Here is a 12365-nt window from a genome sequence, read left to right as displayed (position 1 = left end):
AAAGTTACTTTGGGTTAAAGAACGAACAAGAGCCTCACTTGGAAGGAATTATGCTTCCAAGTGAGGCTCTTGCTGTAGGTAAGGACAGGTTTAGCAAAGCGCAAACAAAATCTGTGTATTGGACAGTATACCTGGCGTGAGGAATGGATAGAAGTACCCCACCACAAAACCAAACAGATTAATCGCAGGCCACATCAGGTAGACATCATTGTATGTGAAGACAAGGGACCACCGGTTATAGCAAAAGTTGGGCAGCGCACGTTCTTCGTTCTCTCGTGGTGCCGCTGCACCAGTCTGTGCAAATTGCACAGCTTGAGTGAGACTTTGCGGCTGTTGCTGGAGGAAGAGCGGGAGCAGACCCGGGCTGCTTTTGATCAGGTTATACAGAAAAAGCATTTCTGCCGGAGGCTGACCTACCGGACGAGGATAGGCACTAAGTAGGGTGGGCAGGTTGCCTTGAGTCAGTTGCGCAGGTACGCCCGGTGCTGTACCCGGAATTGTACCTGGAATGCCTCCAGGGATATATGGACCGGGTCCTCCGCCTGGAATGTATGGAGGATAGGTGCCTTGACCGCCAGGGATACCAGGAAACGTCGGACCCCCCGGTGTGCCGCCACCGCCACCTCCTGGGAACAGGGGAGGCAGTTGAAAGGAACGGTCTTCTCCATAACTTAGATAAGGGTTATATTCGTAATACATGTACAGAACATCCTTCCTGTCGTCGTATTCTGCATTCAGCATATGGCGGCATCCGCCTATATGTGAGTGCCGCCAAGAAGATTTTATATGATCTATATAGTTGAACTAATCATTTACACCAAACGGAGAAGATAGAAAAAACCTGAAAAAGCGAAGCGCTCGCCTAAAAGCTTTCTGAAAGAAAGCTGCATCGGAAGCATACGCTATCACCGGATTTTCCCTTAGAGAAAGGGGGATCGAAAAAATCTGGGGATAACAGCGATTGGAAGGTTGTTCTATCATCGAAGTGTCAGTGTAAATAATCTTTAGTTCAACTTTATAGCGCAGAGCATAATCGAATTGACAACTGAACTGATAACAATTATCATTGTCAATGGAATCGGACAAATGTACATACGGATATTATATGTATCAATAATAGTATCAATATTTTTGAACGTAGATATCTGTCATAATAACGCCTAATGAGGTGTTCATATTGAAAGGGGTTAATACAGTGTTTAAGAGAAATAGAAAGATGATCATGCTTCTAATTACGGTGATGGTCATGTCCATCTGGTTGGCCGCGTGTGGAGCGAAGCCTGCAGAGAACGGAGCAGCAGGAGAGAACGATACAACAACGGAGGCAGAGACGCAAACAGAAGCCGCTACAGAGCGCACATTAACAGATGCAATGGGACACGAAGTAACAATTCCCGCAAATCCGGAGCGCATTATCGCTTCTTATCTGGAAGACAATCTGGTAACACTAGGCGTTAAGCCAGTTGCCCAATGGTCCGTAGCCAACGGAATTCAGGAATATTTACAAAAAGATCTGAATGGTATCCCCACGATTGCTTTCGATCTGCCTTTTGAAGCGGTAACAAGTTTTAATCCGGATCTGATTATTATCGGTTCCGAAAGTGTAGTTGAAGGTGAGAAGTACGAACAGTACAGTAAGATTGCACCGACGTACGTACTCGGTGATGAGATCAATAGCGACTGGCGCAAAACGCAGCTGAAAATCGGTGAAATTTTGAATAAGAGTGCCGAAGCTCAAAAAGCGCTGGATGATTACGAAGTTAAAGCTACAGAAATCAAGGAAAAGATCAACACCGTTACAGGGGGAACGAAATCGGCAGCGGCTATTTGGTTGGTTAGCGGCAAGTTCTTCATCGTAAGTGACAATGTATCGAGTGGAGAAGTAATGTACAAAGAACTGGGACTTGTAGAGCCTGAAGTTGTAAAAGAAATCTCTGCCAATGCGACAGGTAACTGGTCTTCCATCTCTATGGAGAAGCTGGCTGAAATGGATGTAGACTACTTGTTCTTTGTGAATAGTGATGAAGGTACAGGGTCAGAAGCACTGAAAGATCCGGTATGGCAAAGTATCCCGGCTGTGAAAAATGGTAATCTGTTCGAGTTTACCCGTTCCAGCAGCTGGCTGTATAGTGGTGTTCAAGCGAATCTTCAAATTATGGAAGACATTCAAAAGAGCATTGTTAAATAAGAAATGGTCAATTGTAAAACATGTTTGAACTCCTTGGTGCAATGGACACCAGGGAGTTTTTTTGTTAATACAGCATTTTAGGATATATAATAAAGAAGTTAGTTTATTCTATTGTCATGAAGTAGAGTGGTCATATACTTTGTGGCAGGGAAGGAGATATTACATATGTATACATTGGATCCACGTGAAATAACGGGAAGAGACAACTATAAATTGATGAGTGGTTCGGTGGTGCCACGTCCAATTGCTTTTGTGACGACACTTTCAGATGAGAATGGTGTGATCAATGCAGCGCCTTTTAGCTTCTTTAATGTGGTTAGTTCGGACCCACCGCTGTTATCCATATCCATTGCACGTAAAGACGGTATCATGAAAGATACCGCACGTAATGTGCTTGCTCATAAAGAACTGGTCGTGCATATATGTGATGAAGCGATCATAGCAGAAGTGAATGAGACAGCAGCTATTCTTGAACCCCACGAAAGTGAGCTTGAGCGGACGAAACTGACTACAGTGCCGAGTACAAAGGTCACCGTGCCAGGAATAAAAGAAGCACTTATTCGGATGGAGTGTGAGCTGTATCAACACATTCCTATCACGAATGATGATGGTAAACCGGTGAGTGACCTGCTGCTGGTACGCATTGTGCAGTATCATTTCAGCGAACAAGTCTATAATCCGGACAAAGGCTATATCCTCATGGATCATTTGAAACCAGTCAGCCGACTGGCAGGTAATGATTATGCCAAACTTGGGGAGAGATTTACTATAATTCGGCCTGAGTAGTTCTGACAGATCGAATATGTAATATAGGAACGGGTTTAATCCGGTAGCAAAGGCGGACAGCACGTGCGAAACTCGCATATGTTGTTCGCCTTTGCTTGTTAATATGAACATAAACAGGACAGGTAGTGAATAGACTTGTACTATATCCTGCACACATGTCATATGAACCTATTTTATATATAGGTTGTTTAAAAAGCCTACTTTTGAACACGTACTATAAGGGGGTTAAGCCGATGAACCAGCTTGAGGCAACTACTGGGGCAAGTATTATGGGAATAGGAACGGCGTGGCCTGCCCACCGTATTGAGCAAAAGGATGTGTCTGCCCGTCTCGCGCAAGCGCTGGAACATGAGCCAGATGCGAGAAGGTGGGCCAAACGAATCTTTAATCAGTGCGGTGTGGAGACTCGGTATACGTGTGAACCGAATCTGCTTGAGCCTGTTGATTCTTGCCGATATTTACCCTTTACCAATGCGGACGAGGTTCCGACTACATCCGAACGTATGGGCAAATACAAAGCTGCTGCTGTTCCACTTGGTCTCGAGGCGGCCGGACAGGCCATTCAGGATGCAGACGTAACCTCCTCGGAAATTACACATCTCATTACGGTGAGTTGCACGGGGCAATTCTTGCCGGGACTTGATGTTCGGCTGATCCAACAGCTTGACCTGTCACCGCAGATCAACCGGATTCCACTGGTGTTTCAAGGATGTGCAGCCGGTCTGAAGGCGATCCAACTGGCGAATTCCATTGTAACGGCAGATCAGAAGGCTACGGTTCTTATCGTGTGTGTGGAACTATGTACACTTCACTTTCAGCCATCTGCCAAACGGGACGACCTGTATGCCGCATCGTTCTTCGGAGACGGCGCCTCTGCCTGTGTTATTGGTGCGACCGGAACAGACCGCAATGAATGTTTTCGACTGGGTCGTGGGCACTCAACGCTCCTCCCGGATTGTGCAGAAGAAATGATCTGGGAAGTGGGCAATACAGGCTTTGATCTCTACCTGTCACCACAGATTCCGAAGCTGCTTGGTTTACATCTTGGTCCAGAGGTAGAACGGTTGCTGGAGGGTAGCAGTTTACCGGAAATATGGGCGATCCATCCGGGAGGCAGAGGCATCGTGGATGCCGTTCAGAAGCTGTATCAGTTGACAGATGAGCAGGTCTCCTACAGTCGAAACATCCTGCGGGATTATGGCAACCTGTCGTCCGTGACGATTCTTTTTGTTCTTCAAGCCATCCGCGAGGATTACAGACAGAAGGAAGAGCATTCCAGTGGGATAGCGTTGGCCTTTGGCCCGGGACTGACGGCAGAGTTACTTCCTTTTACATACATCCCTGCCCGCATAGCGAACAGAACACCTGTGAATCATGGCATCCAATAGTTCGCGAACCCGAGTGAAGGAGATATACACCGCAAGTGTATGAATGTGCTTAGATCTTACCGATGAACATAATCGAAGGACTAATCTGATCGCAGAGGAGCTTAGGTATGGGTTATCGCAGACTTGCTGCCTTCATCAGCCGATATCCGAGGTTCATTATTCTCTGCTGGGTATTTATCATCGGGATGTCAGCGGTCTGGGCATGGAAGTTACCTGACATAGTTCAGGATCACGGATTAAAACGGGTTCACGGGGATGCGCAAGCAGTTGATGCTGTTCTGGAGGACGAATTCGGTTCTCCTGCTGATCCGGTTATTCTGGTTTTTGAGAAAAAGGAAAATACCTCGCCGTTACAGTTCCGGCAGTGGATCAAGGATCAATTGACACAGGTTCAAGTATTGCCTGCGGTAACCTCTATCACGGCCCCTTTGGATGTTAGCGAAAGAGTGACGATGCAAGACCAAAGGGCATATGCTCTTGTGAAAATGGATGTGCCCGCGCATCAGATGGGTCCCCCACTGGAGCAGTTGCGCGCCGTGTTGGCAACAGATGGTCCAGGTACGGTGCAATTGACGGGAAAGGCAGTCGTGCAGCAGGATGTCAATCATCTGAGCTTTCGTGATCTGGAACGTGCAGAAATGGTCGGCCTGCCGATTGCCCTGATCGTTTTGTGTTTTGCATTCAGGGGGCTATATGCCGCGTTGATTGCTGTTATGATGGGCATCAGTGCTGTGATTACCGCTATGGGAGTCACGTCACTCCTTGGTTATCATCTGGAATTGTCCAATTTTATCATTAATGTGATTCCCATGGTGGGCATGGCACTCAGTATAGACTTTGCCCTGATCATCCTGAGCAGGTACAGGGAAGAACTTCAGCGGGTCTACGAAGATGAAGGCAAAGCTAACGTTACGGGCAGCAGCCTGGATATGCAAAGCGAGGTTTTGCGGAGCGAGATTTTTCAGCGAACATTGCGTACAGCAGGTAGAGCGGTATTGTTCTCGGCAGCTTGTGTGCTCCTTGGGCTGCTGGGTTTGCTCTGGATCAGACTGCCAATGTTTCTGAGTGTCTCCTCGGGGGCCATTATTGTTCTGCTCCTATCGCTATTGTTAAATGTTACGCTGCTGCCAGCTCTACTGTCACTGTCTGCGGATCGGGTCTTCAAGCGAAAGTTAGTCCATTCGTTACCCAGACGCTCGGTCTGGCATAGATGGTCAGCAATGGTCATGAAACGACCAGTCAGTATGGCCATTGGAGGTACGGTTGTACTGCTCCTGTGTGTTTATCCAGTCACCAGACTGGAACTGTCCGTTCCGGATGCCTCATCACTGCCAGAGAGAATGGAGTCCCGTCAGGCAGCAGAGCAGTTGCAACATGATTTTGGTCAAAAAAATACCTCCGCCATCGAGATCGTGATTGGCGGACAGCAGGAACTGTTGACTGCCTCTCACTGGCAGTTGGCCCACAACAAAGCCCGTCAACTACTGCAGGACTCAGACGTATTGAGCATTGTTTCACCATGGGGCCTATTACAGCCGAATCAAACTGACTCGCGGAGCCTTTTTCAAATTCCACCGTCGGCGCTCACTCCTTCCATAGAAGGCAAGGAGTCAACAAGGACGGCATGGCTGCGTTCAACGGTCTCTGACCATACCATACGATTGATAGCCACCGTACACGGGGAGCCCGGGTCGGAGCAGGTCGCAGATTGGCTGGAACGAATGAGGAATAGCGATTATACGTTTGGTTCCAACACCGTAAAACTACGTTATGGTGGGGAAGCTGCCAAGCAGTATGAAATAATGCAGGAAGTCACAAGTCAACTGCCCAAAGTGCTGGTATTTGTAGTGGTCACCAATTATCTTGTGTTACTGGCGGCATTCCGATCGATGCTCATTCCAATCAAGGCAATTCTGATGAATCTGCTCAGCTTAGCCGCTTCATTTGGCATATTGGTGTGGGTGTTCAATGAAGGACATCTAGGTATGGAGCCGTCAGCCATTGCCATTATGATTCCTGTATTCATTGCAGGATTGGTGTTTGGCATATCCATGGATTATGGTGTGTTTATGCTGAGCCGTATTCAGGAAGTGTATAGACGAACCGGAGACAGTGATGTGGCTGTCCAACAGGGATTGGCTTCTACGGGTCGTCTGGTCACCTCCGCAGCGGCAATACTGCTTGCGGTGACCGTACCGTTTGCTTTTGCCGAAGTCGCAGGTGTGAGGCAGTTAGGGATCGGAATCACGGCAGCGGTGTTGATTGACGTTACATTAATTCGGCTAATACTGGTACCTGCATTGATGAAATTAATGGGCAGGTGGAACTGGTGGCTGCCAGGTCAGATAAAATGAAGGGTATTTCCGTAACCTGTCTTCAGGTTGGAGATATCCTTTTTGGCTAGAAATCGTGTGATTCTATTCAAAACAGGCAAACATGTTCAATTCATGGCTGACCTAGATGTTCTATAATGGATGGGATTAATTCCATATGACAGTCTTTTATCTATGTTATCCTACGAAAAACAGGAGGGACACAGGCCCATGTCTGATATTGAAGCCTATCTACAACAACAAATGAATCTTCGTGGTCGTTCCGCGTATCATGCAGATCAACCCCTGGAGTTATGGCGCAGTCAGTTACGTACTCGTGTCAAAGAACGGCTGGGCGGTTTCCCCACGATGGCGGCAGCACTGAATCCTGTCTTACTGGAGCGCATTACATGTGACGGATATATTCGGGAGCGGATTGAAATCACGACCTATGCAGGACTTCGTATGCCTGTATATTTATTAATTCCAGGTGATGGAAGCATTATCGAAAACAAGACACCTGCTATCGTTGCTTGTCATGGGCATGGCTATGGTAGCCGAGAGATATCGGGCATGGAACCTGATGGGTCGCCACGGACAGGAGAGCCCGGATTACACAAGGACTTTGCAGTAGCTCTTGTGAAGCGTGGTTATGTGGTTGCGGCTCCAGAACTGCTCGGATTTGGTGATCGAAGACTGGACGAGGACCGTGATGCGCCACCAGGTGTAAGTTCCTGCACGAAGATTGCTGCGCATCTGCTCATGGTGGGGAATACCCTTGCCGGTCATAGGGTGTATGAAACAACACGTGTATTGGATTATGTATCGACTCGGCCAGAAGTGGATTCGGAGCGAATTGGAAGCATGGGTATCTCGGGCGGTGGGCTGGTGACCGCATTTACAGCCGCATTGGATGAACGGTTCAGGGCAACTGTGGTAAGCGGTTATGCAAATACATTCCAGGGCAGCATATTGGATCGGAACCATTGTCTGGACAACTATGTGCCAGGTATCCTGCGTGAAGCGGAGTTGCCGGATCTCATCGGCCTGATTGTGCCTAGGCCACTTTTTATTGAAGCCGGAAGTGATGATCAGGTGTTCCCCATCCATGCAGCGAGAGAGGCGTATGCCCGTTTGACACACATATATGAGCAGGCGGGAGCATCAGAATCACTGGATGCGGATTTCTTTACAGGTGGACATGAGATTAGCGGAGCGAAAGCCTATGACTGGCTTGATCAAGTTCTGTGAAGCTGAGGCTTAAAAAAACTGAAAAAGCGAAGCTACAAGCTTTCTTGAAAAAACGCTACATCGGAAGCATACGCTATCACCGGATTTTCCCTTGAGAAAAGGGAATCGAAAAATCTGGGGATAACAGCGTTTGGAAGGTTATTCTGTCTTCGTAGTATATTCGAGAGGAGAATTCAGTGATGAAATGGTCAATATCGGTAAAGCTTCTGCTCTGTCTTGTTCTGTTTGCGAGTACAATGGGCATCGGTTTGGGAAGCAGTGGAGGGCGAGTCGCCGAAGCGGCAACAGACAATTACAGATTTGATTTTGGTTCGGGTGCTGTTGAGAGCGGTTACACAGGTGTGTCCGCAGGAGATGCCTATACACCTACGAAAGGTTATGGCTTCAACACACCTGCACAGATGAGGAATGTGTCTGCCTCAGGAAGCGGGGTTAAGAGTGACGCTGTGCAGTTTCTGACTTACGGCACCAAGAGCACCAATACCTTCAATGTGAATCTGTCCAATGGACTATATGAAGTTAAAGTGGTCCTGGGCAATACAGCCAGAGCGAGTGTAGCGGCAGAAGGTGTATACCAGATCATCAATATGACAGGCAACGGGGCAACGGACCAATTTCAAATTCCGGTGACTGACGGGCAATTAAACCTGCTGGTTACGGAAGGAAAGACAGGCACCGCCTTCACACTTAGTGCACTCGAAATCCGGAAGTTATCCAATCAGACCGTTACCAACCGCACAATCTACATTGGTGGGGATTCAACAGTCTGTAATTACTATCCACTGGGTAGCAGTGTACAAGGAGGTTGGGGACAGTTGTTTCCGTCCTATGTGAACAATTCCACCTTCCAGGTTCGCAATATGGCGGCAAGTGGTCAGTTTGCGAGAGGATTCCGCGATGATGGTCAGATGGAAGCGATTCTCAAGTATATCAAGCCGGGAGATTATTTTATTTTGCAATTCGGAATTAACGACACCAATGCCAAGAACAATACAACAGAGGCGCAGTTCAAGGAGATTATGCGGGATATGGTGCGTCAGGCGAAGAACAAAGGAGCAACGGTCATTCTCTCTACGCCTCAAGGCCGGGCAACGGACTTTAATTCAGCCAATGTGCATCAAGCGGAGAACCGCTGGTACAATCAATCCACCCGTGCACTAGCTCAGGAAGAGGGAGTCACCCTGGTTGAACTGAATAAGTTAAGTTCTGCCTATTTCACGTCCATTGGTCCAGCGGCAACACTTGGTCTATATATGACAGGGGATAGTCTGCATCCGAATCGTCAAGGGGCTGCGGAGCTTGCGCGTATTGTGGCTGCGGATCTGAGAAGACAGGGACTGAATGGATTTTGACTTTACTACTTAATCAGTCTTCATAATCAGTGCTTGATATGATCCGTGTATGAAAATAAAAAATACCCCCAGGACGTACCGCAAAACGAGCGGTTGATCCGTTGGGGGTATTCGTTATGGGCCTAGGCTTGGGATTATTCCATCATATCCTTGGCCTCATGGTTCACCTTTTTCCCTTTTAACAAAGGTTCCAGTTCATCTTGAACGCTCTGCTCCCACAGTGGTACATCTGTGCGATAGGCGGCCCGTCCGTTCAGATGTCCGGCCACCGGAGCCGTGATGAATACAAACAGGATACCAAGCAACAAGCGGGCACTGATATAGTTATCGAAGTACCAGAAGTAGAAAAATGTAGCGCTTAATACACAGAATACTCCAAGTGTCATACTTTTGGTTGCGGCATGGGCTCTCAGATATACATCAGGCAGACGAATAAGTCCGAATGCACTGAGTGCACTGAGTAGTGCACCGAGCAGTACGAGTAGACCTATAGCGGTTTCAGTGGTTACTTTAACGATCTCCATCATTTTTGAATACCGCCCCCCGTTCGATATAACGTGCAAATGCCACTGTACTTAGAAAGGCCAGAATACCAATCAGCAAGATGATATCCAGATAGGCTTGGGTTTGCAGCATCATCGACAGAACGGCAACGATGGCAATTACATTGATACCGATGGTATCCAATGCTGTAATCCGATCAGCCATGGATGGTCCCCGCAGCACCCTGTACAAGCAACCCAGAATGGCTAAGGAGAGAATGAGCAATGAGATGAACAACAGTGAGGATAACATTAACGCGTCACCTCCATAATTGCTTTTTCGAATGTATTTTGGATATCATCTCTCATTTTCTGTTCATCCTTGATATCCAGTGCGTGAATAAACAGTTTGCGTTGATTACCCGAGATCTCAAGCGGCAGAGAACCCGGTGTCAATGAGATGAGTAAGCAGAGCAGAGTAACCTCCCAATCCGAGGACAATTGAGTTTTATACGTAAAAATACCGGGCCTTATATCGAGCTTGGGCTTGATAATCTGGCGTATAACCTCAATGCTGGCTCGCACCAGTTCCTTGAACAGCAGTGTAATCAGTTTGAAGATGGCCCAGACCCGCACAATATAGAAGCGCTGGGGGAAGAATCTGCGCATCCCCCCGATGAGAAGCAGTCCAAGCAGGTAACCTATGAGAAAACCAACACCATTCCAGGCATTGTTCAGAAACATCCATACAAAAGCAATGATAAGATTCAGTACAATCTGAAAGGCCATAGACATCTACTCCTTCAATACGGCATCAATATAAATATTGGGATGCAGTAGAATATCGCCTGCGCGGGAGGTCAATTGGAACATGCCTTCAGCCCCCACACCCATTACGATGATGAATACAAACAGAATTCCGGCAGGAATCAGCAGGCCGTTCACCGCGTAAGGGCGTCTTGTAACCCCGGCAGGCGGTTCGCCCCAGAACGCTTGTATGAAGATGCGTAGTACCGAATATAACATCAACAAGCTCGAAAGCACCGCAATGCCGGTAAGACCATACAAGCCTGCCTGCAAGCCTCCTTCAAAGAGAAGCAACTTCCCTGGAAATCCACTAAATGGCGGCAAACCTGCCAAAGCAAGTGCGCTAATGAAGAACATCCAGCCGAGCAGCGGATAGCGATGGATTAGCCCACCCATGTTATCGAGTTTTGATGTTCCGGCAACAGCGATCAAGGCACCGCCGAGCAGGAAGAGCAATGTTTTGATCAACATATCATGCAGCATATAGAAGAGCAGCCCCTCCAGTGCAGGACGACTGGCCGAAGCCATACCAAAAGCGACAAAACCTACACCTGCGACCACGTTGTAAATGAGAATTTTGTTCACATCGCGGTATGAGATCGCACCAATGACACCAAGGACCATCGTTGCACCAGCCATCCATCCGATCAGTGTATGGAAGAAATCAGGATCATGATAGAAGATCAGTGTGAATGTTCGCACAATTGCGTACAAGCCAACTTTGGTGAGCAATCCTGCGAACAATGCAGTGACGACAGCAGGTGGTGCAGCATAAGAGCCCGACAGCCAGAAGAACAGGAACAGTCCGGCCTTGATGCTAAATACGATTAGGAAGAGTACGGCAATTAAGGTAATAACCCCGCTCTGTCCCACTTCAGCAATTTTTACGGACAAGTCTGCCATGTTCAATGTGCCAGTAATAGAGTAGAGGAAGCCGATGGAAGCGACAAACAGTGCTGAAGAAACGATGTTAATCAAGACATATTTGATCGTTTCACGCAATTGTCTTTCCGTCCCTCCCAATACGATCAGTGCATAGGAAGAGATGAGCATCAGTTCAAAGCTGACAAACAAATTGAACAAATCTCCGGTTAGAAATGATCCATTAACTCCCGCAATCAGGAAATGAAAGAACGGATAGAAGTGGTGCTCTTCCCGCTCCTTGTTCACACTGCGGAAAGCATACAGTAGACACGCCAGTGCAATGATGGAAGCGGCTACGACAAGTAGCGCCGACACCATATCCGCAACAAGCACAATACCATAGGGAGGTGCCCATCCACCCATATTAAGCGTTAGAACTCCAGTCTGTGCTACCCGCGTAATGAGTATCGTTGACACCGCTGCTGTAAACAAAAGTCCAATGACACTAATGATCCGCTGGATATTTGTTTTTCGGAAAAATAGCAGAGCCAGAACACCTGTAATCAAAGGCAACAGAATCGGCAGAACGACGAGATTATTCATATGGGCGCCCCCTTACTTCTTCCATATCGTCTGTTTTTAACTTCAGATAAGAACGATAGGAGAGAACAAAGAAGAACGCAGTGAGGCCAAAATTAATAACAATTGAAGTTAGTATCAAAGCCTGAGGAAGTGGATCGACATAACGTTCAGCCATCTCCCCAAGCAGTGGTGGTGCCCCAGTTTTGAGACGTGACATGGTGATCAAGAGCAGATGCACGCCATGGGTTAGTATGGACATGCCAAGTACGATACGGAGCAGGCTCCGCGACAAGATTAAAAAGACGGCAACCGCAAACAGAATGCCAACGGCTACACACATCAATATTTCCATA

The 12365-nt window shown here is 47.6% G+C and carries 12 protein-coding genes; 6 read left to right on the top strand and 6 right to left on the bottom strand.

Features of this window, described 5'->3' with window-relative positions; genetic code table 11:
* Positions 1-90: 90 nt before the first annotated feature.
* Complete coding sequence (locus tag MKX68_RS28480) at positions 91-741, bottom strand: hypothetical protein (protein WP_339187927.1); 651 nt, start codon at positions 739-741, stop codon at positions 91-93.
* 475 nt (positions 742-1216) lie between these two features.
* On the opposite strand from MKX68_RS28480, the gene MKX68_RS28475 reads away from it, so the two are divergent.
* From MKX68_RS28475 to MKX68_RS28450, 6 genes are all read left to right on the top strand, one after another.
* Positions 1217-2188 (top strand): iron-hydroxamate ABC transporter substrate-binding protein, encoded by a 972-nt coding sequence (locus MKX68_RS28475; RefSeq protein WP_340915193.1) that lies wholly within the window; start codon positions 1217-1219, stop codon positions 2186-2188.
* Between the two features lie 165 nt (positions 2189-2353).
* Positions 2354-2974: a flavin reductase family protein gene (locus tag MKX68_RS28470; protein ID WP_340915191.1), complete on the top strand. Its 621-nt coding sequence runs from the start codon at positions 2354-2356 to the stop codon at positions 2972-2974.
* A gap of 233 nt (positions 2975-3207) precedes the next feature.
* Positions 3208-4362 carry a type III polyketide synthase gene (locus tag MKX68_RS28465; protein WP_340915189.1) on the top strand — a complete coding sequence of 385 codons (1155 nt, stop codon included), beginning with the start codon at positions 3208-3210 and terminating at the stop codon, positions 4360-4362.
* A gap of 107 nt (positions 4363-4469) precedes the next feature.
* Entirely contained in the window at positions 4470-6716 is a 2247-nt protein-coding gene (locus MKX68_RS28460) for an MMPL family transporter (protein WP_340915186.1), read from the top strand.
* Positions 6717-6905: 189 nt separating this feature from the next.
* Positions 6906-7925: an alpha/beta hydrolase family protein gene (locus tag MKX68_RS28455; protein ID WP_340915185.1), complete on the top strand. Its 1020-nt coding sequence runs from the start codon at positions 6906-6908 to the stop codon at positions 7923-7925.
* A 236-nt stretch (positions 7926-8161) separates the two neighbouring features.
* A complete protein-coding gene (locus MKX68_RS28450; RefSeq protein ID WP_340915534.1) occupies positions 8162-9277 on the top strand; it encodes a rhamnogalacturonan acetylesterase in 1116 nt (371 codons plus the stop codon).
* A gap of 134 nt (positions 9278-9411) precedes the next feature.
* Here the strand turns inward: MKX68_RS28450 and mnhG are convergent, their stop codons facing one another.
* The 5 genes from mnhG to MKX68_RS28425 are packed head-to-tail and all read right to left on the bottom strand — an operon-like array spanning position 9412 to position 12364.
* A complete protein-coding gene (mnhG, locus tag MKX68_RS28445; protein WP_074094788.1) occupies positions 9412-9804 on the bottom strand; it encodes a monovalent cation/H(+) antiporter subunit G in 393 nt (130 codons plus the stop codon).
* On the bottom strand, positions 9788-10072 hold the full coding sequence (locus MKX68_RS28440; protein ID WP_017688855.1) for a Na(+)/H(+) antiporter subunit F1: 285 nt from the start codon (positions 10070-10072) through the stop codon (positions 9788-9790). Before MKX68_RS28440 ends, mnhG begins: the two co-directional genes overlap by 17 nt.
* Positions 10072-10548 carry a Na+/H+ antiporter subunit E gene (locus MKX68_RS28435; RefSeq protein ID WP_036608718.1) on the bottom strand — a complete coding sequence of 159 codons (477 nt, stop codon included), beginning with the start codon at positions 10546-10548 and terminating at the stop codon, positions 10072-10074. The genes MKX68_RS28440 and MKX68_RS28435 overlap by 1 nt, the downstream gene beginning before the upstream one ends.
* Before the next feature lie 6 nt (positions 10549-10554).
* On the bottom strand, positions 10555-12033 hold the full coding sequence (locus MKX68_RS28430) for a Na+/H+ antiporter subunit D (RefSeq protein WP_074094789.1): 1479 nt from the start codon (positions 12031-12033) through the stop codon (positions 10555-10557).
* Complete coding sequence (locus MKX68_RS28425; RefSeq protein ID WP_036670645.1) at positions 12026-12364, bottom strand: Na(+)/H(+) antiporter subunit C; 339 nt, start codon at positions 12362-12364, stop codon at positions 12026-12028. Before MKX68_RS28425 ends, MKX68_RS28430 begins: the two co-directional genes overlap by 8 nt.
* Position 12365: the final 1 nt, after the last annotated feature.

It is taken from the genome of Paenibacillus sp. FSL M8-0212, from assembly GCF_038004645.1.
GTDB lineage: Bacteria > Bacillota > Bacilli > Paenibacillales > Paenibacillaceae > Paenibacillus.
The sequence above is the reverse complement of the archived record's forward strand: the minus strand, read 5'-3'. Positions and strand labels throughout refer to the sequence as shown.